The organism is Pseudomonas sp. NGC7, from assembly GCF_047159675.1.
GTDB classification, from domain to species: Bacteria; Pseudomonadota; Gammaproteobacteria; order Pseudomonadales; family Pseudomonadaceae; genus Aquipseudomonas; species Aquipseudomonas kermanshahensis.
This window is the reverse complement of the sequence record NZ_BAAFZY010000001.1, coordinates 5575959-5597763: the sequence shown is the minus strand read 5'-3', so window position 1 is coordinate 5597763 and position 21805 is coordinate 5575959. Positions and strand designations below refer to the sequence as shown.

Sequence of the window (21805 nt, the reverse complement as noted above, 5' to 3'; positions counted from 1 at the left end):
CTACACAGTTCGTGTGGGAGCGGGCTTGCCCGCGAAGAGGCCCGTGTAGCCAACAGATCAGCCCGGGTTACCCAAGCCTTGCCAATGGCGTGCGCCGACGAAGATGAAGCGCAACTGCTGGGTGATTTTTTCCTGCGCGGTCAGGGCCTGTGGATAACCCGCGTCGGGGCTGTCGATCAGCTCCGGCAGGGTGGCGAATACGGTCTTCACCACCAGGTCGGCCATCACCGCCAGTGCCGCAGCGTCCAGGTGCTGCCAGCGCTTCATGCGTGCCAGGTCGGTGGCCAGGTCGTCGCTGATGTCCTGGCGCAGGCGGGCAATCGCCTGGCGGACCGCCTGCGAGCCCCCGTATTGCTCACGAGCCAGGAACAGGAACTGGGCGCGGTGGGCGGCGACCACGTCGAGGAAGATGCGTACCGAGGCGTCGGTAATGCCACCAAACTCGAATTCGTTCTGGCGCACCAGGCGGATGGTCTGGCGGAAGGTGGTATCGACCTCGGCCACCAGGGCCAGGCCCAGTGCGTCCATGTCGGGGAAATGCCGGTAGAAACCGGTCGGTACGATACCCGCCGTTTTCGCCACTTCGCGCAGGCTGATGCTGCCGAAACCACGGCCACTCTCCATGAGCTGGCAGGCGGCATCGAGCAGGGCCTGGCGGGTCTGTAGCTTCTGTTCGGCGCGCGGCAGCATGGGGGCAGGATTCTATGTCGGTCGAGGCTGGGCACTCTAGTTAAAAAAACGAAGCCCGGTCAATGGACCGGGCTTGGAGGTGAGCAGGCAATGTGCTGCAGGTTGTTCTTTTCGACCATGGCGATCAGCTCACACGGCTGAGTTCAACCAGGCGATCCGAGCCACCTTCAGCTACACGGCCAGCGCGTTCGATCAAACGGTCGGCACCGCCTTCGGCGACTTGGCCAGCACGCTCGATCAGGCGATCGGAGCCACCTTCGGCAACCCGGCCAGTGCGTTCGATCAGGCGATCGGAGCCACCTTCGGCTACACGGCCAGTGCGTTCGATCAGGCGATCGGAGCCACCTTCGGCTACACGGCCAGTGCGTTCGATCAAGCGATCCGAACCACCTTCGGCAACGGTTTTCAGCGGCTGGGCGATTTCTGCGGCGCTGGAACGCGATTCGGCGGTCAGGTGCTGTTCAGCGGCCGGCAGGGCGAATGCGTTGGCAGCAAGCAGGGACAGGGTCAGGGTCAGCAGGTGGCGTTTCATGATTTCGGTGCTCCTCTGGGGGGCTGGAAAGTGGGTACGGAGCCAATGCTACGCCCGGGAGCGCCAGAGAAAAGTTCATAAGGATAATGGTAACAATCGACAGCATTGATAGAGGCTGCTGATGGCTCTAGTGCAAGTGTCTTGAGGTGGGTGATGGCTTTTTGACTTCATACTTTAGGGCCAGGGTAACGCCTTTGCCCAGCGCAAATGCTGAACAAGAAGCCAGGAAAAACTTCGCTATCATGGCGCCACGGATAAAACCCAGCGGGTTTTCATCAGTCCGAGTTAATGAGTGCCATCGGCGCCCGCTTTGTGCCATGCCGTCAGGAGAATCACGCAATGACGCGACCCGCCAGAATCCTCGTCTGGACCCTTGCCACCCTGTTGACCCTCGTGGCGATACTGGTGGTGGTAATCGCCACCTTCGACTGGAACCGCGTCAAGCCGTTGCTCAACGAGAAGGTATCCGAAGCCCTGCACCGGCCGTTCGCGATCAATGGCAACCTTGCCGTGAAGTGGCGCACCGAACCTGAAGAAGGTGGTTGGCGCGCGTGGGTGCCCTGGCCGCACTTCATTGCCGAGGACCTGACCTTGGGCAACCCCGATTGGCTTAAGGAGCCGAAAATGGTTGGCCTCGAGCGGGTGGAGTTCCGCCTGGCGCCGCTGCCGCTGGTGTTCCAGCAGATTGTCATCCCGCGCATCAACCTGACCAAACCGACGGCCAGCCTCACTCGCCTGGCCGACGGACGCGCTAACTGGACCTTTGACTTCGGCCCCAAAGACGAAAACGCGGAACCCTCGAAATGGGCGTTGGACATCGGGGCCATCGGTTTTGACCAAGGCAACGTCAGCCTCGATGACCAGACCCTGAAGACCAGCATGAAGGTGCAGGTCGACCCGCTGGGCAAGCCGATCCCGTTCAGCGACATCGTCGGCAAGGCGCGTGCCGAGAAAACCGGCGGCGCCCAGGACTACGCGTTTGGCTTCAAGGCCCAAGGCCGCTACAAGGGCCAGCCAGTGTCCGGCACCGGCAAGATCGGTGGCCTGCTGGCGCTGCAGGACGCCAGCCAACCGTTCCCGTTGCAGGCCGATGTGCGCATTGCGGATACTCACGTGGTGCTTGCCGGTACCCTGACCGACCCGCGCAACCTCGGCGCGCTCGACCTGCGCCTGCGCTTGTCCGGCAATAGCTTGGGCAACCTCTACCCGTTGACCGGCGTGACCTTGCCGGACACCCCGGCTTATGCCACCGACGGCCACCTCAGCGCCAACCTGCATGCCGAGCAAGGCGCCACGTTCAATTACCAAGGGTTCAATGGCAAGATCGGCGACAGCGACATCCACGGCGACCTGGCCTTCGTGGCCAGCCAGCCACGGCCCAAACTCTCCGGCAAGCTGGTCTCCAACCAGCTGTTGTTCAAGGACCTGGCGCCGCTGATCGGTGCCGATTCCAACGCCGAGCAGAAAGCCCGCGGCGGGGCCAGCAAGCAGCCGACGGGCAAAGTGCTGCCGGTGGAGGAGTTTCGCACCGACCGCTGGCGCGCCATGGACGCCGACGTCGAATTTGCCGGCAAGCGCATCGTCCACAGTGAGCAATTGCCGTTCAACGACCTGTCTGCCCACGTGATTCTCGAAGACGGCCTGCTGCGCATGGCACCGCTGCGCTTTGGCGTAGCCGGCGGCAACCTGGCTTCCAGGATCCGCCTGGATGGCCGCAGCGTCCCTTTGCAGGGCCGGGCACAGCTGACTGCGCGGGGCTTCAAGCTCAAGCAACTGTTCCCCACCTTCGCGCCGATGCAGACCAGCTTTGGCGAGTTGAACGGCGATGCCGACATCACCGGCCGCGGCAACTCGGTGGCGGCACTGCTGGGCACGGCCAATGGCGACTTGCGCATGTTGATCAACGATGGTGCGGTCAGCCGCAGCCTGATGGAAATCGCCGGGCTGAACGTGGGCAACTACGTGATTGGCAAGTTGTTCGGTGACGAGGACGTGCAGATCAACTGCGCGGCGGCCGATGTCGGCATCAAGGATGGGCTGGCGACGACACGCCTGTTCATCTTCGATACCGAGAACGCGATCATCTACATCAACGGCACGGCGAACTTTGCCAGCGAGCAGCTTGACCTGAAAATCACCCCAGAGTCGAAAGGGCTGCGGCTGTTCTCGCTGCGTTCGCCGTTGTACGTGCGCGGGCCGTTTGCCAAGCCCAGTGCCGGGGTGCAGGCTGTGCCATTGGCGTTGCGTGGCGCGGGGATGGTGGCGTTAGGGGTGGTCGCGGGGCCGGCGGCGGGGTTGCTGGCATTGATCGCGCCGAGCAGTGGGGATGAGCCTAATCAGTGCACACCGTTGTTGCAGCAGATGAGGGCGGGCAAGGCGCCGACTGAGGTGAAAGGCAAGAAATGAGTGAAGGGGGCCGCTTTGCGGCCCATTCGCGGCACAAGGTGTTCTGGTCAAGTTTTTCCGGACACCGATTACGGTGATCAAGCCGCTTGCTGCTCCATGGCTATTGGCGACAGGTAGTTGTTGTAGCTTACGCTCTTGCATGGAACCTCCTGAATGGGCGAATCATATCGCCCTTAAGAGGTGTCCGGGATCATTAGGCCAGTTCAAGGCCGCTCCTACAGGAGATCGCATTCCCCTGTAGGAGCGGCCTTGTGCCGCGAATGGGCTGCAACGCAGCCCCGTACAATTACAACCCTTGCAACAGATCGGACATATCGTCCGCGTGCTCTTCTTCCTGCGCCAGGATGTCTTCAAAAATACGGCGCGTGGTCGGGTCGCTATCACCAATGTACTGAATGATCTCGCGGTAGCTGTCGATCGCAATTCGCTCGGCCACCAGGTCTTCAAGCACCATTTCTTTCAAGTTGCTACCTGCCACGTACTGGGCATGGGAATTCTTGGTCAGGTTGTCCGGGTTGAAGTCCGGCTCGCCACCTAGCTGGACAATCCGCTCGGCCAACTTGTCGGCATGCTCGGCTTCCTGGTTGGCATGCTCCAGAAACTCTTCGGCTGCCACGCTGGCCTTGATACCGCTGGCCATGAAGTAGTGACGCTTGTAACGCAGCACGCAGACCAATTCGGTGGCCAGCGACTCGTTGAGCAGGCGCAGGATCTCGGTACGGTCGGCGTGGTAACCCTCGGTCACCGCGCCTTGCTCCACGTGCTGGCGGGCACGTTCGCGCAGGGTTTTCACATCGGTCAGTTCAACGTTGCTCATGGTTATCTCCAAACGAATCAGGACGGGGGGTCAAGTGGTAACGAAGGCTCACGCGCCGTGGACGGCGTCGCTGTCCTCTTGTCGTTGTTTGCACGTCTTGAAGCCCTTGGCGTCGACATGCCCGGTGGCGTCGAAACGCACGTAGTAGGGCTGCTGCTTGCCGTCGCGGTTGAGGATGTAGTCGTTGCAGGTGCCCCCGTGCGGCAGGTCGATCACGTTCGACGGGCTGCCGCCGATGGCAATGACCTTCTGCATGGTCATGCCGTGCTCGACCTGCTTGACCAACGGTTCGTCACGGTAGGTGACGTAATCCACCGGGTTTTCCGGGCGGCTGCCGCAGGCGGCCAGGGTTGCACTGGCCAGAAGGATTGCCAGGGTCTGCTTGTACATGGTCCCGCTCCTTGCTCAAGGGTCTGTTCTGGTTTGGAACCGCACGGCGCGCCAGGAGTTCGATTGCGATGGTCATCGAAGCCGCTGTAGTGTGGGCCGTCGTCCACGGAGAGGGGCAGGGCAATGGGGCAGGAACTGGCTACGCGATACCCTGTGGTGCTGGTGCCGGGCATGCTCGGCTTCGTGCGGGTACTGCTTTATCCCTACTGGTTCGGGATCGTGCCGGCTTTGCGCAAGGGCGGCGCGCAGGTGCATGCCGTGCAGGTATCGCCGTTGCATTCCAGCGAAGTGCGCGGCGAGCAGTTGCTGGCGATCATCGAAGGCATCTGCCAGCGCAGCGGCGCGGCCAAGGTCAACCTTATCGGCCACAGCCAAGGCGCCTTGGATGCGCGCTATGCGGCCGCCAAACGGCCCGACCGGGTGGCTTCGGTGACGTCGGTGGCGGGGCCCAACCATGGCTCCGAACTGGCTGACCACCTGGAACGCACTGCGCCTGGCGATTCACCCCAAGGGCGCATGCTCAAGGCGGTGCTGCATGGCGTGGCCGTGCTGCTGGTGTGGCTGGAAACCGGCTGGCGGCGCGACCCGCTGCCCATCGACGTGCACGCCTCGCACCAGTCGCTGACCAGCGACGGGGTGGCGCTGTTCAACCAGGCTTATCCACAGGGCCTGCCCGATACCTGGGGCGGTGAAGGGCCCGCGCAGGTCAACGGCGTGCGCTACTACTCCTGGTCAGGCACCTTGCAGCCTGGCCTGACTGACCAAGGGCGAAACCGCTTTGACGGCAGCAACCGCTTCTGCCGCTTGTTCGCCCGCAGCTTCGTCAAGGAAAAGGGCCATTGCGACGGCATGGTCGGGCGCTTCAGCTCGCACCTGGGGCAGGTGATCGGCGATGACTACCCGCTCGATCACCTGGACATCGTCAACCAGTCGCTGGGGGCAGTCGGCAAGGGCGCCGAACCGGTGCGGCTGTTCACCGAACACGCCGCCCGGCTCAAAGCTGCGGGGCTATGACGCGGCGGCGCACCGGTGTGGTCCAGCGTTCGGCAAGGATCACCCCGGCCAGGGTCAGCAGGCCGCCGATCAGGTGATAGCGGGCCAGTTGTTCATCCAGCACCACGGCGGCGATCAGCGCGGTGACCAGCGGCAGCAGGTTGAAGAACAGCGTGGTACGGCTTGGCCCCAGGCGGTGCACGGCCTGCATCCATACCAGCGGCGCGATCATCGAAGCCAGCACGCAGGCGTACAGCACCAGGCCGACGTTGTGGGCGTTCAGGCCGGTCTTGTCCGACAGCAGGAACAACGGCAGCAGCACGACGATAGCCACCAGCACCTGCAAGTACAGCAGCTGCAAGGGCGGCAGGCGCAATTGCCATTTTTTCAGCAGGAAGCTGTACAGCGCGTAGGCCAGGGTGGCCACCAGCATCAGCAGGTCGCCGCTGTTCAGGCCCTGCTCCAGCAGCGCCCCGGGATGGCCGGCGGAGACCACCTCGAGCACGCCGAAAAACGACACCAGGGCGCCGATCAAGGCGCCGAAGGTCAGGCGCTGGCCGAGCCAGGCGATGGACAGGGCCAGCGACATCAACGGCATCAGCGAGAGGATGATGCCCATGTTGGTGGCGCTGGTGATGCTGGCGGCGAAGTACGCCAGGCTCTGGTACAGGGCCATGCCCAGCACACCGAGGACGAAGACCTTGCCCAGGTGCGGGCGGATGGCGGCGCGGTTGCGCCACACGGCCGGTAACAGGAAGGGGGTGAACAGCAGGCCGGCCAGCAGCCAGCGATAGAAGCCGATCTCGGCAGGGTGGATGGCACCGGCCGACAGCTTGGTGACGACGGTGTTGCCAGCCCAGATGAGGATGGCGAGCAGGGGGAAGGTGTAGTTCATGTCGCGGTTACTCGGTTTGGCAAGGTTGGGCCTGCTTTGCAGCGCGCAGTTTGCAGGCAGCGCTGTACCTGTAGGAGCGGGCTTGCCCGCGAAGGCCTGCACATCAGGCCCCGATAGCCCGCTATTATCCGCTGTCTGTCCGCAAGCCTATACTTGTATCCAGACAACCCACCCTTTGAAGCAGACAGCATGCGGCGCAAATACCTCGACATCCCCGGCTTCGACCAACTCCCGGCGCCGGTGTACTTCCGCCATGACGAATTTGGCGCCGACACCCACAGCGCGCCACACCGCCACACCTGGGGCCAACTGAACTACGCGGCCCACGGCGTCATGCACCTGGACGTTGAAGGCCAGCGCTTTCTCTCGCCGCCGCACTACGCCGTCTGGGTGCCGCCGGGCACCGAGCATGGCTGCTACAACCCCCAGGCCATCGTCTACCGCTCGGTCTACCTGGCGCGCAGCCTGTGCGCCGACCTGCCGCAACAACCGTGCAGCCTGGTCATCAGCGACATCCTCAAGGCCATCCTTGGCGACTTCGCCCGGCGTGACCTGAAGGTAGCGCAAGATGAACGCGACCAGCGCCTGGTGCAGGTACTGCTCGACCAGTTGCTGCTGGCCCCGACCCAAACCTGCTACCTGCCCTTCGCCCGCAGCGAGGGCCTGGGCCAGGTGCTCGACGCCTTGAGCCACGCCCCGGGTGACAACCGCCCGCTGGCCGACTGGGCCGCGCAGGTGCATGTCAGCGAACGTACTCTGGCCCGCCAGTTTCTTCGCGAACTGGGCATCAGTTTCGGTGAATGGCGCCTGCGCCTGCGCTTTTTACGCGCCATCGAGGCGCTGGAAGCGGGCTTGCCGATTCAGGCCATTGCCTTCGACCTTGGCTACAGTAGCGGCTCGGCCTTCATCGCCATGTTCCAGCGCCAGGCCCACTGCACGCCGGAGCAGTACCGGCGCCAGTCGCGGGCTGAGCTGTAAAAATTCTTGTCTACACTCAGTGGCACCACCGCGCATCGGGCGCGGAAACAGGGAGACCACTCCATGAAGCTGTTGCAAATGCCACTGCTGGTGTTGGCTGTGTTGTTCAGCGCGCAAGGGTTCGCCGCCACCGCGCAACAGGAAAAAATGACCTCGTGCAACGCCGACGCCACCGCCAAGGCGCTCAAGGGCGACGAACGCAAGGCGTTCATGAGCAACTGCCTGAAGAAGAGCGTGCCTGCCACCCAGCAGGAAAAGATGAAGACCTGCAACGCCGACGCCAGCACCAAGGCACTCAAGGGTGACGAGCGCAAAGCGTTCATGAGCGACTGCCTGAAGAAGAAATGACCTGCGCCTATGCCTGTAGGACGAAGGCTGGCAGACTGCGGGTCTTTTCCGTTGTCTGCCCCTGAGGCTGTATGACTTTCACCCCCCGCCAGGTCACCCTGGCCAGCTGGATCATCGTGTTTGCCGGCCTGCTGCTGGCGTTGCCCCTGAAGTTGCTGCCGAGCCTGCTTGCCGGTTTGCTGGTGTTCGAACTGGTCAACATGCTGACGCCACGGCTGCAGCCGCTGATCGCCGGGCAACGTGCGCGTTGGCTGGCCGTGGCCCTGCTCGGCACATTGGTGGTTACCACCCTGACCCTGCTGATCGCCGGCGCGTTCAGCTTCCTGCTGCACGAGGCAGAAAACCCCGGGGCTTCGCTGGACAAGTTCATGGCCCTGGTCGAGCGGGCCCGTGGGCAGTTACCGCCGTTCATCGAAGGCTACCTGCCGGCCAGTGCCGCCGAGTTCAAAGTGGCCATCGGTGACTGGCTCAAGAGCCACCTGGGTGAGCTGCAATTGGTGGGCAAGGGCATGGCGCACATGTTCGTCACCTTGCTGATCGGCATGATCCTCGGCGCCATCGTTGCCCTGCAGCGCATCCCTGACATCTCGCGGCGCAAGCCGTTGGCGGCAGCGCTGTTCGAACGCCTGAACCTGCTGGTGCAGGCGTTTCGCAACATTGTCTTCGCGCAGATCAAGATTTCGCTGCTCAACACCACCTTCACCGGCATCTTCCTGGCCGTGGTGCTGCCGCTGTTCGGTGTGCACCTGCCGCTGACCAAGACGCTGATCGTGCTGACGTTCCTGCTCGGGCTGCTGCCGGTGATCGGCAACCTGATGTCCAACACCCTGATCACCATTGTCGGGTTGTCGTTGTCGATCTGGGTGGCGCTGGCGGCGTTGGGTTATCTGATCGTCATCCACAAGGTCGAGTACTTCCTCAACGCGCGGATCGTCGGCGGGCAGATCAGTGCCAAGTCGTGGGAGCTGTTGCTGGCGATGCTGGTGTTCGAGGCGGCCTTCGGCTTGCCGGGGGTGGTGGCGGGGCCGATCTACTATGCCTACCTGAAGAGTGAGCTGCGGCGGGCGGAGCTGGTCTGATCTCCTGTGCTGGCCTCTTCGCGGGGCAAGCCCGCTCCCACAGGATTACCTACAGCACAGCGGCAATGGTGACCCTGTGGGAGCGGGCTTGCCCCGCGAAGAGGCCAGCGCAGGCTATAGAGGTTTATCAGATCGAGCCGTAGCGCTTACGCGCCTCAATCGCCAACCCGCTACCAATGCTGCCGAAGATGTTGCCTTCCACATGCCGGGCATTGGGCAGCATCGCCGCCACGCTGTTACGCAGCGCCGGAATCCCGCTCGAACCCCCGGTGAAGAAGACGGTATCCACCTGCCCTTCGCTGACGCCCGCCTTGTTCAGCAGCTCGCTGACGCTGCCGCGCACGCGCTCCAGCAGGCCTTCGATTGCCGCTTCGAACACGGCACGGGTCAGCTCCGCTGTCAGCTCCGGCTCTACCCGGCGCAGGTCGATATGGCGGCTGTCGTGCTCGGTCAGCTCGATCTTGCTGGCTTCCACTTCCATCGCCAGCCAGTGGCCGGCGCGCTGTTCGATCAGCTTGAACAGGCGGTCGATGCCCAGGGTGTCTTCGATGTCGTAGCGCATGTTGCCCAGGGCCAGCTGCGACTTCTGCGAATACAGGGCGTTGATCGTGTGCCAGGTGGCCAGGTTGAGGTGATAGCTGGTCGGCATCAGCGCACCGCTCTTCATCCGGCTGCCATAGCCGAACAGCGGCATCACGCCCTGCAGGCTCAGTTGCTTGTCGAAGTCGGTACCGCCAATGTGCACGCCGCCGGTGGCGAGAATGTCGCTTTGGCGTTCGGCCACCAGGTGGCGCTCGGGCGACAGGCGGATCAGGGTAAAGTCGGAGGTACCACCGCCGATATCGACGATCAGTACCAGCTCTTCACGGCTGATGCTCGACTCGTAGTCGAAGGCTGCGGCAATCGGTTCGTACTGGAACGACACGTCCTTGAAGCCGATCTTGCGTGCCACGTCGGCCAAGGTGTCCTCGGCTTCCTGGTCGGCGGCCGGGTCTTCATCGACGAAAAACACCGGACGGCCCAGCACCACCTGGTCGAAGCTGCGCTCGGCGGCGGTTTCAGCGCGCTTTTTCAGCTCGCCGATAAACATGCCCAGCAGGTCCTTGAACGGCAGGGCGCTGCCCAGCACGCTGGTGTCGTGCTTGATCAGCTTGGAGCCGAGCAGGCTCTTGAGCGAGCGCATCAGGCGGCCTTCGTAGCCTTCCAGGTATTCGTGCAACGCCAGGCGACCATACACCGGGCGACGCTCCTCGATGTTGAAGAAGACCACCGAAGGCAGGGTGATCTTGCCGTCTTCCAGGGCGATCAGCGACTCAGTACCAGGGCGGTGCCAGCCGACCGTGGAGTTAGAGGTGCCAAAGTCGATGCCCAGGGCGCGGGCCGGGGATACGTCAGACATGGGAAAAGGGCTTCCGGAGGCAAAACGGCCGCGCAGTTTATGCCAGTTGGCAAGAGAATCAAGACCAGTCGTCTGCCATGCAGCAATCCCAAGTGGGCCTTGAAAGGCTATGCTTGACCCCTATCTTCAGTTGCAACACGCAATTTCACATTGGTGATCCACAGATGGACTTCAAAGACTATTACAAGATACTTGGCGTAGAGCCCACGGCGGATGACAAGGCGATCAAGGCCGCGTACCGCAAGCTGGCGCGCAAGTATCACCCCGATGTCAGCAAGGAGCGCGACGCCGAGGACAAGTTCAAAGAGGCCAACGAGGCCTACGAAGTGCTGGGCGACGCGCAGAAACGTGCCGAATTCGACGAAATCCGCAAGTACGGCGGCCAGCATGGCCGGCCGTTCCAGGCGCCGCCGGGCTGGGAAAACCGGGGCGGTGGTGCTGGTGGTGGTTTCGAAGGTGGCGACTTCTCCGACTTCTTCAGCTCGATTTTTGGCGCGCGCGGGGGCAACCCCTTTGGTGGCGCCCGGCAACAGCGCAGTGCAGGCAGGCGAGGGCAGGACGTGGAGCTGGAACTGGCGGTTTTCCTTGAGGAGACCCTGAGCAAGGAGTCCAAGCAGATCAGCTTCCAGGTGCCGCAAACCAATGCTGCCGGGCAGCGCACCGGGTTCACCACCAAGACCCTGAACGTCAAGATCCCTGCCGGGGTGACCGACGGCGAGCGCATTCGCCTCAAGGGCCAGGGTGCGCCGGGCAGTGGCGGCGGGCCCAATGGCGACCTGTTCCTGACCATTCGCATGGCACCGCATCCGCTGTTCGATGTCGAAGGTCATGACTTGATCATCACCGTGCCATTGGCACCGTGGGAGGCTGCGCTGGGCACCAAGGTGGCGGTGCCGACCCTGGACGGCAAGATCAACCTGACCATCCGCCCCGACAGCCAGAGCGGCCAACGCCTGCGGGTACCGGGCAAAGGCCTGGCCAACAAGCAGGGCGAGCGCGGCAACCTCTACGCGCAGCTGAAAGTGGTGATGCCGACGGCATCCGACGAGTCTACCCGTGAACTGTGGGCCAAGCTTTCCGAGAAGGCCGCGTTCAACCCGAGGGCACAATGGAGTAAGTGATCATGAGCAGCACCTTGATCGTTCAACTGGACATGCGCACCCTCTGCCAGGAGGCCGATATTACGGCCGACTACGTGATCGAAATAGTCGAACACGGCATCGTCGAACCCTCTGGGCGAACGCCCGAGGATTGGTTGTTCGACGATCAGGCGCCGCTTTTGGCCAAGCGTGCGGCGAAGCTGCACCAAGAGTTGGAACTGGAGTGGGAAGGCGTGGCGCTGGCGCTGGAGCTGCTGCAGGAAGTGCAGCAGTTGCGCAGTGAGAACAGCATGCTGAAGCAGCGGTTGGGCAGGTTTATCCAGCTCTAGATCGCTAGGGTGGCCACTGTAGGAGCGGCCTTGTGTCGCGAAAGGGCTGCAAAGCAGCCCCAGATCTTCGTTTCATCTCAAGTTTGCCGGGGCTGCTTTGCAGCCCTTTCGCGACACAAGGCCGCTCCTACAGGGATCGCATCAGGCCTGGGTTCTCGGGCGGGCTCAGCCCCCGGGTTCAGCACCAGTTGCATGAAGGTCAGGTCCAGCCACCGCCCAAACTTCACCCCCACCTGCGGCATCTGCCCAGTCACCACGAACCCCAGCCGCTCATGCAGGCGTACCGACGCCGCATTGCCACTTTCGATCGCTGCCACCATCACGTGCTTGCCACAGCCCCGCGCACGCTCGATCAACGCGGCCATCAACACCGGCCCCAAACCCTTGCCGCGCTGGTCGCCACGGATATACACCGAGTGCTCGACGGTATGGCGAAAACCCTCGAACGGCCGCCAGTCGCCGAACGATGCATACCCCAGCACGCCGGTCTCATCCACTGCCACCAGGATCGGGTAGCCCTGTTGTGCCCTGGCCTCGAACCAGGCCTGGCGGTTGGCCAGGTTCACCGGGGTTTCGTTCCAGATCGCCGTGGTGTTGCGCACGGCGTCGTTGTAGATGTCGAGGATACCCGGCACGTCGGCGGGCAAGGCGTCGCGGATTTCGTGGCTCATTGCAGCGTCTCACAAGGTCGATGGGCGCAGATTAAATGGTTACCAGCCCGCGTACACCCTCGGCTTGCATGTTTTCACCACGCCCACGCTGGATGATCTCGCCACGCGCCATCACCAGGTACTGGTCGGCCAGTTCTTCGGCAAAGTCGTAGAACTGCTCGACCAGCAGGATGGCCATGTCGCCACGCTCGGCCAGGCGCCGGATGACCGCGCCGATTTCCTTGATCACCGAGGGCTGGATGCCTTCGGTGGGCTCGTCGAGGATCAGCAGGCGCGGGCGGCTGGCCAGGGCACGGCCAATGGCAAGTTGCTGCTGCTGGCCCCCAGACAAGTCGCCGCCGCGGCGCTGTTTCATCTGTTCCAGTACCGGGAACAGCTCGTAGATGAAGGCGGGCACTTCGCGGGCCTCGCGGGCGGGAAAGCGCGACAGGCCCATCAGCAGGTTTTCTTCCACGGTCAGCCGCGGGAAGATCTCGCGGCCTTGGGGCACGTAGGCGATGCCGGCGTGGACCCGTTGCTGGGGCTTGAGCGTGGTGATCGGCTTGCCTTCCCATTCGACGCTGCCTTCGCGGGCGGCGACCAGGCCCATCAGGCAGCGCAGCAGGGTGGTCTTGCCCACGCCGTTGCGGCCCAGCAGGCAGGTGACTTCGCCGACCTTGGCCTCGAAGGACAGGCCGCGCAGGATGTGGCTGCCGCCGTAGTATTGGTGCAGGGTGTCAATCTTGAGCATGTCATGTCCCTGAGTTTCTTGTTGTGGCTGCACCGGCCCCTTCGCGGGGCAAGCCCGCTCCCACAGGTTCACCACAGTTTTCGGATGGGGTGATTCCCCTGTGGGAGCGGGCTTGCCCCGCGAAGGGGCCGGTGCAGGCTGTTTGAATCATCGGCCCAGGTACACCTCGACCACGCGCTCATCCGCCTGCACCTGCTCCAGCGACCCCTCCGCCAGCACGCTACCTTGGTGCAGCACGGTCACATGGTCGGCAATACTCCCGACAAACCCCATGTCGTGCTCCACCACCATCAGCGAATGCTTGCCGGCCAGGCCCTTGAACAGTTCGGCGGTGAACTCGGTCTCGGCGTCGGTCATGCCGGCCACCGGTTCATCGAGCAGCAGCAGTTGTGGTTCTTGCACCAGCAACATGCCGATCTCCAGGAACTGCTTCTGGCCGTGAGACAGCAGCCCCGCCTGGCGCTGCGCCAGGGATTGCAGGCGCAAGGTGGCGAGCACCTCGTCGATGCGCTGCTGTTGCTCACCACTCAACCGCGCGGCCAGGCTGGCCCACACCGACTTGTCAGTCTTCAGGGCCAGCTCCAGGTTCTCGAACACGGTCAGTGCTTCGAACACCGTCGGCTTCTGAAACTTGCGGCCGATGCCGGCCTGGGCGATCTGGTATTCGCTCATGCGGGTCAGGTCGAGGGTGTCGCCAAAGAACGCGCTGCCGGTGTCGGGGCGGGTCTTGCCGGTGATCACGTCCATCATCGTGGTCTTGCCGGCACCGTTGGGGCCAATGATGCAGCGCAGTTCACCGACGCCGATGTACAGGTTGAGCGCGTTGAGGGCCTTGAAACCATCGAAGCTGACGCTGATGTCTTCCAGGCTCAGCACCGTGCCATGGCGGGTGTCCAGGCCCGCTGTACGGCGGCTGCCCAGGCCGATGGCGTCGCGGCCGGCGCCGAGGTTGTCGAACACCGGTTCAAGCATGAATTCTGGATGCACAGGGGGCACGCCTCTCATGGTTGGCTCCTTTTCTTCAACAGACCGACCACGCCCTTGGGCAGGTACAGGGTGACGAGAATGAACAGCGCACCGAGGAAGAACAGCCAGAACTCCGGGAAGGCCACGGTGAACCAGCTCTTCATGCCGTTGACCAGGCCAGCGCCGAGCAGCGGGCCAATCAACGTGCCACGCCCGCCAAGGGCGACCCACACGGCGGCCTCGATGGAGTTGGTCGGCGACATCTCGCTGGGGTTGATGATGCCCACTTGAGGCACGTACAGCGCACCGGCAAGGCCGCACAGCACGGCGCTCAGCACCCACACCAGCAGCTTGAAACCGCGTGGGTCGTAGCCGCAGAACATCAGGCGGTTTTCAGCGTCGCGCACGGCGGTGAGCAGGCGGCCGAATTTGCTTTGGGTCAGGCGCCAACACAGGTACAGGCTGGCCAGCAGCAGGCCGACAGTGAGCAGGAACAGCACCGCGCGTGTGCCTTGCGCGGCGATGTCGAAGCCCAGGATGGTGCGGAAGCTGGTGAAGCCGTTGTTGCCGCCAAAACCGGTTTCGTTGCGGAAGAACAGCAGCATGCCGGCAAAGGTCAGGGCCTGGGTCATGATCGAGAAGTACACGCCCTTGATCCGCGAACGGAAGGCGAAAAAGCCGAACACCAGCGCCAGCAGGCCCGGCGCCAGCACCACCAGGCACAGCGCCCAGGCAAAATGCTGAGTACCGGCCCAGTACCAAGGCAGTTCGGTCCACGACAGGAAGGTCATGAAACCCGGCAGCCCGTCCCCGGCGGCCTGGCGCATCAGGTACATGCCCATGGCGTAGCCACCGAGGGCGAAGAACAGGCCGTGGCCCAGCGACAGCAGCCCGGCATAGCCCCAGACCAGGTCCAGGGCCAGGGCGACGATGGCATAGCAGAGGATCTTGCCGACCAGTGTCAGGGTGTAGGCCGAAACCTGCAGGGCATGGTCCGCCGGCAATAACGACAGCAGCGGCAGGGCCAGCAACAGCAGGACGACGACAGCGCCGATGGCCAGCGACAGGCGCGGCCCGGCTTTTTGCGAAGCGGTGACAAGCAGTGGCTGGTTCATCAGTCGATTACCCGTCCCTTGAGGGCGAACAGGCCTTGCGGGCGCTTCTGGATGAACAGAATGATCAACGCAAGGATGAGGATCTTGCCAAGCACCGCGCCGATCTGCGGCTCCAGCAGCTTGTTGGCGATGCCGAGACCGAAGGCGGCCCAGAGGCTGCCAGCCAGTTGCCCGACACCGCCGAGCACCACCACCAGGAACGAGTCGATGATGTAGCTTTGGCCAAGGTCCGGGCCGACGTTGCCGACCTGGCTCAAGGCCACGCCACCCAGCCCGGCGATGCCCGAGCCCAGGCCAAAGGCGAGCATGTCGACGCGCCCGGTGGACACACCACAGCAGGCGGCCATGTTGCGGTTCTGGGTCACTGCGCGCACGTTAAGGCCAAGCCGCGTGCGGTTGAGCAGCAGCCAGGTGAGCAGTACCACGGCGAGGGCGAAGCCGATGATCACCAGGCGGTTGTACGGCAGCACCAGGTTGGGCAGCAGTTGGATACCGCCGGACAACCACGCCGGGTTGCTCACTTCGACGTTCTGCGCGCCGAACAGTAGGCGGATGGCCTGGATCAGGATCAGGCTGATCCCCCAGGTTGCCAACAAGGTTTCCAGTGGGCGGCCGTAAAGGTGACGGATCACCGTGCGCTCCAGCGCCATGCCGACCCCGGCGCTGACGGCGAAGGCCACGGGCAGGGCGATCAGCGGGTAGAACTCGATCGCGCCGGGGGCGTAACGCTGCAGCAGCACCTGGACCATGTAGGTGCTGTAGGCCCCGAGCATGAGCATCTCGCCATGGGCCATGTTGATCACCCCGAGCAGGCCGAAGGTAATCGCCAGGCCCAGGGCTGCCAGCAGCAGGATCGAGCCCAGCGACAGGCCGCTGAAGGCTTGGCCGAGCAGTTCGCCGACCATGAGTTTGCGTTTGACCTGGGCCAGGCTGGTTTCAGCCGCCGTGCGCACGGCGGCGTCGCTTTCGACGCCGGGCTGCAGCAGCGCTTCCAGGCGCGTACGGGCGACCGGGTCGCCGGTCTCGCCCAGCAAGCGCACGGCGGCCAGGCGTACGGCAGGTTCGCTGGCACCCAGTTGCAGGTTGGCTAGGGCCAAGCCCAGGGCTGCGTGTACGGCTGCGTCCGGTTCGCCGGCAAAGCGCCGGTCGAGGAAGGCCATCTGTGCGGGTTGCGCGCTCTTTTGCAGTTGCTGGGCAGCGGCCAGGCGAGTGTCGCTGTTGTCGCTGAGCAACTGGTGGCTGGCCAGGGCGTTGTCGATCAGGCTGCGCAGGCGGTTGTTCAGGCGCACCTTGCGGGTGTCGCCCTCGGCGATGCGGCCTTGGCGCAGGTTTTCCAGCAGCGGCAGGCGCGCGGCATCGGGTTGGGCTGCCCAGCCTTCGAGCAGGCGGGCTTGCTCGGCGGGCTTGGCGGTGAGGAAGAATTCGCCCTCGCTGGCCTGGGTTGCCAGGGGCAGCAGGAGCAGCAGGGTGAGCAGGAGTCTGAGCATGCGGGTAATCCTGGAAATCGGCGGTGGATTCTTCGCGGGGCATGCCCGCTCCCACAGTGACCTGTGTAAAGCGATCTCTGTGGGAGCGGGCTTGCCCCCGCGAATGGGCCGCACAGCGGCCCCGTGCACTCAGTTACCTTTCACCGCATAGTCAGGGCGTTTGTCGTTGCCCGGAATGAACGGGCTCCAAGGCTGTGCCCGCAGCGGCTGCTCGGTTTCCCAGACCACACTGAACTGCCCGTCATCCTGGATCTCGCCGATCATCACCGGCTTGTGCAGGTGGTGGTTGGTCTTGTCCATGGTCAGGGTGAAGCCGGACGGTGCCTGGAAGCTCTGGCCAGCCAGTGCCTCGCGCACCTTGTCGACATCGGTGGACTTGGCTTTTTCAGCCGCCTGCGCCCACATATGGATGCCCACATAAGTGGCTTCCATCGGGTCGTTGGTCACCGCCTTGTCGGCGCCCGGCAGGTTCTTGGCCTTGGCGTAGGCCTTCCAGTCGGCGACGAACTTCTGGTTGACCGGGTTATCCACCGACTCGAAGTAGTTCCACGCGGCCAGGTGGCCCACCAGCGGCTTGGTGTCGATGCCGCGCAGTTCTTCCTCACCCACCGAGAACGCCACCACGGGCACGTCGGTGGCTTTCAGGCCTTGGTTGGCCAGCTCTTTGTAGAACGGCACGTTGGAGTCGCCGTTGACGGTGGAGATGACCGCCGTCTTGCCGCCCGCGGAGAACTTCTTGATGTTGGCGACGATGGTTTGGTAATCGGCGTGGCCGAACGGGGTGTAGACCTCTTCGATGTCCTTGTCGGCCACGCCCTTGCTGTGCAGGAAGGCGCGCAGGATCTTGTTGGTGGTGCGCGGGTAGACGTAGTCGGTACCCAGCAGGAAGAAGCGCTTGGCGCTGCCGCCTTCTTCGCTCATCACGTATTCCACGGCGGGGATGGCCTGCTGGTTAGGCGCGGCGCCGGTGTAGAACACGTTCGGCGACATCTCTTCGCCTTCGTACTGCACCGGGTAGAACAGCAGGCCGTTGAGCTCCTCGAACACCGGCAGCACCGATTTGCGCGACACCGACGTCCAGCAGCCGAACACCACGGCGACCTTGTCCTGGGTCAGCAGCTGACGGCTCTTTTCGGCGAACAGCGGCCAGTTGGACGCTGGGTCGACCACCACCGCTTCGAGCATCTTGCCGTTCACACCGCCCTTGGCGTTGATCTGGTCGATGGTCATCAGCGCCATGTCCTTGAGCGACGTTTCGGAAATGGCCATGGTCCCGGACAGCGAATGCAGGATGCCGACCTTGATGGTCTCGGCGGCCTGGATGCTCCAGCTAAGACCCATCGCCGCAATCGATGCGCTGAGGGTAAAGGCCTTGATCAGACTGCGACGCTTCATGTGCTCTCTCCGCTGAGATTTTTTATGGTGTTGGCCAAGCGGGAGGGGCGTTGCAAGGGGTGTGCCGAGTGGCGGAAGGTGCGTAATAGAGGGGGTGTGCGAGGTGTTGGGGCGTTAGCGAGGTCCAGGTTGGTGCCCGGGACAGTGATGTGCACAGGATTGGGGCCGCTGTGCGGCCCATCGCAGGCAAGCCAGCTCCTACAAGTGATCGCGGTCGTCTGTAGGAGCTGGCTTGCCTGCGATGGGCTGCAAAGCAGCCCCATGCGGCATCAGCTGTCGCGCACTGCGGTGCGTGGCTGGCGCTTGCTGCGCACACCCTGGTAGGTCACTGCCAGCAGCACGAACCAGATCGGCGTCACCAGCAGCGCTGCGCGGGTGTCGTCTTCCAGGCTCAGCAGCACCAGAATGCCGGCAAAGAACACCAGGCACACGTAGCACATGAAGCGCCCGCCGGGCATTTTGTACTTCGACGCCAGGTGCAGCGCGGCGCGGCGTTTGCGGTAGCTGAGGTACGACAGCAGGATCAGCGTCCAGACGAACATGAACAGCACCGCCGACACCGTGGTGACCAGGGTGAACGCCTCGACCACATCGGGCACCAGGTAGATCAGCGCCGCGCCCAACAGCAGGCAGGTGCACGAGAAGTACAGGCCGTTGGCCGGCACGGCGCGCCGCGACAGCTTCTCGAACGCGCGGGGGGCATCGCCTTCCTGGGCGAGGCCGAACAGCATGCGGCTGGTAGAGAACACGCCACTGTTGGCCGACGAGGCGGCCGAGGTCAGCACCACGAAGTTGATGATGCTGGCTGCCGCTGGCAGGCCGGCCAGCACGAACAGTTCGACGAATGGGCTCTTGCCTGGCACCACATCGCGCCACGGGGTCACGGCCATGATCGCGATCAGTGCCAGTACGTAGAACACGATGATACGGATCGGGATCGAGTTGATCGCCCGTGGCAAGGTGCGTTCGGGGTTCTTCGCTTCCGCGGCGGTGGTGCCGACCAACTCGATACCGACGAAGGCGAACACGGCAATCTGGAACCCGGCGAAGAAGCCCATCAGGCCATTAGGGAACATACCGCCGTCGTTCCACAGGTTGGCCAGTTGCGCGGTGCGCCCGCTCGGCGATTCGAAGCCGCTGATGACCATGTACAGGCCGGTGGCGACCAGGCCGAGGATGGCGACGATCTTGATCAGCGCGAACCAGAACTCGAGTTCGCCGAACATCTTCACGGTAACCAGGTTCAGCGACAGCAGTACCGCCACGCAGGTCAGCGCGGGTATCCACTGCGGCAGGTCGGGGAACCAGAATTGCGTGTAGGCGGCAATCGCGACCACGTCGGCGATACCGGTGACTACCCAGCAGAACCAGTAGGTCCAGCCAGTGAAGTAGCCGGCCCAGGGGCCGAGCAGGTCGGCCGAGAAGTCGATGAACGACTTGTAGTTGAGGTTCGACAGCAGCAATTCGCCCATGGCGCGCATGACGAAGAACAGCATGAAGCCGATGATCATGTACACGAAGATGATCGACGGGCCGGCGAGGCTGATGGTCTTGCCCGAGCCCATGAACAGGCCGGTGCCGATCGCGCCACCGATGGCGATGAGCTGAATGTGACGGTTGGTCAGGTTGCGCTGCAGATGCTGCTCTTCAGCGGGCGGGGAAGAGGTCCGGGTCATTGGCTGCATTCCATTGAGGGTCAGTCTTTTTGTGAAAGCCGAGTAGGCTAACACGGGCGTCCCAATTCGGGGCGCGACAGATCGACACGACCTTTGCGGTGCAGCGTTGTACCTGTTGCCGGCCTCTTCGCGGGCAAGCCCGCTTGTATGGTTAGACTTGAAGGGGTGGTGGGACTAAATGCCCGATTCTGACTGTTCGCAGCAGTACAGACTCGCGTAGCATTCGCCCTGATGAAAAATCAGGACGAATATGTCACCAAAGCGAGCAAACCGGCTTGCTGAAAACCATAGAATCTCCCACAGGTATTGTGTTGCGCTTGAGAAGCACGTCACCCTGTGGGAGCGGGCTTGTCCCGCGAAGAGGCCCGTAAGGTCACAGCAAGGATCAGGCGCTGGCCAGCACTCGGCGCCTGCGCACCACCAGGCTATCGACCAGCCACATCACCACCATCGACATCCCCACCAGCGGGAACATCACCCCCAACACCACCATCACCCCAACCGCCGTCTTCCAGCGCGGCAGGTCATGGCGCAGCGGCGGCACTCCCAGCCCGCCAGCCGGCCGGCGTTTCCACCACATCACCAGGCCACTGACCGAACCCAGCAAGATCATCAGGCACACCAGCAGAATGATGGCCTGGTTGAACGCCCCGAACATCTTGCCCTCATGCAGCATCACGCCCAGCTCGGTGGCACGCGCAACCGGGCTGTAATCCTGCCAGCGCACATCGGCCAGCACCTTGCCGGTGTACTGGTCGACATGCAGCGTGGCGTCGTTGCGCGGGTCGTCGGCGAATACCGCAACGGTGAACACGCCGTCGGCCGTGGTCGGCAAGGTAATGCTGTAGCCCGGTTCGACCTGGCGCGCAGTGGCGATGTCCTCGACCTGCTGCAGGCTCACCTGCGGCGCTGCCGGGGCATTCGACATCATGTGATGCCCGGCATGTTCGGCATGGGCGCCGGACTGCGGCATGGGGGTGTTTTCCATTGCCCAAGGCACTGTCTGGCGATGGGCGCTGTTGAGCTCACCTGCCTGCTGATCGGACTTGGGTACGTCGTTCCACATCGCGGCCGGGAAGCGGTTCCACAGATCGGCGTATTGCTTGCCCCACAGGCCCGTCCAGGTCATGCCACTGAGCAGCATCAGCAGCAGCAGGGCCGAGCCCCAAAACCCCGTCACCGCATGCAGGTCACGCCACAGCAGCCGACCGCGTGCGGAAAAACGCGGCCACAGCACACCCGCGCTGTTGCGCCCACGTGGCCACCAGAGGTACAGGCCGGACACCACCAGCACGATGCCCCAGCCTGCTGCCAGCTCCACTAGGCGGTCACCGACCGTGCCGACCATCAACTCGCCGTGCAGGGCACGGGCAATCGCTTGCAGGTTCTGCTTGCCGTCCTGCGCACCGAGCAGCTTGCCGCTGTAGGGGTCGACGAACACGTTCAGTTCACGGCCGCCGTCATGCACCACGAACTGCGCGCTGCGTTCGGCATTCAGGGGCGGCAGGTACTGCCCCACATGGCCTTGCGGATACGCCTGGCGTACCTCGGCCAGCATCACATCTGCGGCCTGTCGCTGATGGCCGGCTTCGACCACCATCAGGTCGCGGTACAGCAGCGGGTCGAGCTGCGGCTTGAACAGGTAGATGATCCCGGTGATCGCCAGCAGGATCATGAACGGGGCGACGAACAGCCCCGCGTAAAAGTGCCAACGCCAGGCCAGGTTGTAGAAAGAGATGCGTGTTCCGCGCATGGGAACCTCCTGTTTGACCAGGTGAGGGGCGCGACCGTGGCCGCGCCCGTTGTTGT

Annotated in this window: 20 protein-coding genes and 1 pseudogene; 7 read left to right on the top strand and 14 right to left on the bottom strand. The window is 63.5% G+C overall.

What is annotated here, in order from left to right; translation table 11 throughout:
- Window positions 1-57: 57 nt before the first annotated feature.
- Together ACMCNM_RS25045 and ACMCNM_RS25040 are read right to left on the bottom strand one after the other, a co-directional pair.
- Window positions 58-690, bottom strand: coding sequence for a TetR family transcriptional regulator (locus ACMCNM_RS25045; RefSeq protein WP_339550918.1), 633 nt, complete (start codon window positions 688-690; stop codon window positions 58-60).
- Between the two features lie 124 nt (window positions 691-814).
- Window positions 815-1222, bottom strand: coding sequence for a phage infection protein (locus tag ACMCNM_RS25040; protein ID WP_412765623.1), 408 nt, complete (start codon window positions 1220-1222; stop codon window positions 815-817).
- A 339-nt stretch (window positions 1223-1561) separates the two neighbouring features.
- On the opposite strand from ACMCNM_RS25040, the gene ACMCNM_RS25035 reads away from it, so the two are divergent.
- Window positions 1562-3628, top strand: a complete 2067-nt coding sequence (locus ACMCNM_RS25035; protein ID WP_186702384.1) for an AsmA family protein — start codon at window positions 1562-1564, stop codon at window positions 3626-3628.
- A 286-nt stretch (window positions 3629-3914) separates the two neighbouring features.
- On the opposite strand, the gene ACMCNM_RS25030 is transcribed toward ACMCNM_RS25035, so the two are convergent.
- On the bottom strand, window positions 3915-4445 hold the full coding sequence (locus ACMCNM_RS25030) for a ferritin-like domain-containing protein (protein WP_027592557.1): 531 nt from the start codon (window positions 4443-4445) through the stop codon (window positions 3915-3917).
- Window positions 4446-4493: 48 nt separating this feature from the next.
- Window positions 4494-4835 carry an osmotically-inducible lipoprotein OsmE gene (gene osmE, locus ACMCNM_RS25025; RefSeq protein ID WP_027592558.1) on the bottom strand — a complete coding sequence of 114 codons (342 nt, stop codon included), beginning with the start codon at window positions 4833-4835 and terminating at the stop codon, window positions 4494-4496.
- A gap of 123 nt (window positions 4836-4958) precedes the next feature.
- Here osmE and ACMCNM_RS25020 point away from each other — a divergent pair, with 123 nt between their 5' ends.
- Window positions 4959-5849, top strand: a complete 891-nt coding sequence (locus ACMCNM_RS25020) for an esterase/lipase family protein (protein ID WP_099430567.1) — start codon at window positions 4959-4961, stop codon at window positions 5847-5849.
- On the opposite strand, the gene ACMCNM_RS25015 is transcribed toward ACMCNM_RS25020, so the two are convergent.
- On the bottom strand, window positions 5830-6723 hold the full coding sequence (locus ACMCNM_RS25015) for a DMT family transporter (RefSeq protein ID WP_186702382.1): 894 nt from the start codon (window positions 6721-6723) through the stop codon (window positions 5830-5832). The two genes, ACMCNM_RS25020 and ACMCNM_RS25015, sit on opposite strands and share 20 nt — an antisense overlap.
- Window positions 6724-6912: 189 nt before the next feature.
- Here ACMCNM_RS25015 and ACMCNM_RS25010 point away from each other — a divergent pair, with 189 nt between their 5' ends.
- From ACMCNM_RS25010 to ACMCNM_RS25000, 3 genes are all read left to right on the top strand, one after another.
- Window positions 6913-7701, top strand: a complete 789-nt coding sequence (locus tag ACMCNM_RS25010) for an AraC family transcriptional regulator (RefSeq protein ID WP_412765622.1) — start codon at window positions 6913-6915, stop codon at window positions 7699-7701.
- 63 nt (window positions 7702-7764) lie between these two features.
- Window positions 7765-8049: a PsiF family protein gene (locus tag ACMCNM_RS25005; protein WP_027592562.1), complete on the top strand. Its 285-nt coding sequence runs from the start codon at window positions 7765-7767 to the stop codon at window positions 8047-8049.
- A gap of 71 nt (window positions 8050-8120) precedes the next feature.
- Complete coding sequence (locus tag ACMCNM_RS25000; RefSeq protein ID WP_099455422.1) at window positions 8121-9128, top strand: AI-2E family transporter; 1008 nt, start codon at window positions 8121-8123, stop codon at window positions 9126-9128.
- 127 nt (window positions 9129-9255) lie between these two features.
- Here the strand turns inward: ACMCNM_RS25000 and ACMCNM_RS24995 are convergent, their stop codons facing one another.
- The gene (locus ACMCNM_RS24995) at window positions 9256-10527 is read right to left on the bottom strand and encodes an Hsp70 family protein (RefSeq protein WP_085272321.1); all 1272 of its coding nucleotides are present in this window, start codon (window positions 10525-10527) and stop codon (window positions 9256-9258) included.
- Between the two features lie 164 nt (window positions 10528-10691).
- Here ACMCNM_RS24995 and cbpA point away from each other — a divergent pair, with 164 nt between their 5' ends.
- Both cbpA and ACMCNM_RS24985 read left to right on the top strand, forming a co-directional pair.
- Window positions 10692-11648, top strand: coding sequence for a curved DNA-binding protein (gene cbpA, locus ACMCNM_RS24990; RefSeq protein WP_027592565.1), 957 nt, complete (start codon window positions 10692-10694; stop codon window positions 11646-11648).
- 2 nt (window positions 11649-11650) lie between these two features.
- Complete coding sequence (locus ACMCNM_RS24985) at window positions 11651-11956, top strand: chaperone modulator CbpM (protein ID WP_412765621.1); 306 nt, start codon at window positions 11651-11653, stop codon at window positions 11954-11956.
- Window positions 11957-12129: 173 nt separating this feature from the next.
- Here ACMCNM_RS24985 and ACMCNM_RS24980 read toward each other — a convergent pair.
- From ACMCNM_RS24980 to ACMCNM_RS24945, 8 genes and pseudogenes are all read right to left on the bottom strand, one after another.
- Window positions 12130-12627 (bottom strand): annotated as a pseudogene (locus ACMCNM_RS24980) (N-acetyltransferase family protein); the annotation flags it as partial.
- A gap of 31 nt (window positions 12628-12658) precedes the next feature.
- Entirely contained in the window at window positions 12659-13357 is a 699-nt protein-coding gene (gene urtE, locus ACMCNM_RS24975) for an urea ABC transporter ATP-binding subunit UrtE (RefSeq protein WP_027592568.1), read from the bottom strand.
- 147 nt (window positions 13358-13504) lie between these two features.
- On the bottom strand, window positions 13505-14362 hold the full coding sequence (gene urtD, locus ACMCNM_RS24970; protein WP_027592569.1) for an urea ABC transporter ATP-binding protein UrtD: 858 nt from the start codon (window positions 14360-14362) through the stop codon (window positions 13505-13507).
- Window positions 14359-15438, bottom strand: coding sequence for an urea ABC transporter permease subunit UrtC (gene urtC / locus ACMCNM_RS24965; RefSeq protein WP_027592570.1), 1080 nt, complete (start codon window positions 15436-15438; stop codon window positions 14359-14361). Before urtC ends, urtD begins: the two co-directional genes overlap by 4 nt.
- A complete protein-coding gene (gene urtB, locus ACMCNM_RS24960) occupies window positions 15438-16925 on the bottom strand; it encodes an urea ABC transporter permease subunit UrtB (protein WP_412765620.1) in 1488 nt (495 codons plus the stop codon). The genes urtC and urtB overlap by 1 nt, the downstream gene beginning before the upstream one ends.
- A gap of 129 nt (window positions 16926-17054) precedes the next feature.
- Complete coding sequence (gene urtA, locus ACMCNM_RS24955; protein WP_027592572.1) at window positions 17055-18320, bottom strand: urea ABC transporter substrate-binding protein; 1266 nt, start codon at window positions 18318-18320, stop codon at window positions 17055-17057.
- Window positions 18321-18589: 269 nt separating this feature from the next.
- A complete protein-coding gene (cycA, locus tag ACMCNM_RS24950; RefSeq protein WP_412765619.1) occupies window positions 18590-19996 on the bottom strand; it encodes a D-serine/D-alanine/glycine transporter in 1407 nt (468 codons plus the stop codon).
- A 385-nt stretch (window positions 19997-20381) separates the two neighbouring features.
- Window positions 20382-21749 (bottom strand): PepSY-associated TM helix domain-containing protein, encoded by a 1368-nt coding sequence (locus ACMCNM_RS24945; RefSeq protein ID WP_412765618.1) that lies wholly within the window; start codon window positions 21747-21749, stop codon window positions 20382-20384.
- Window positions 21750-21805 lie beyond the last annotated feature (56 nt).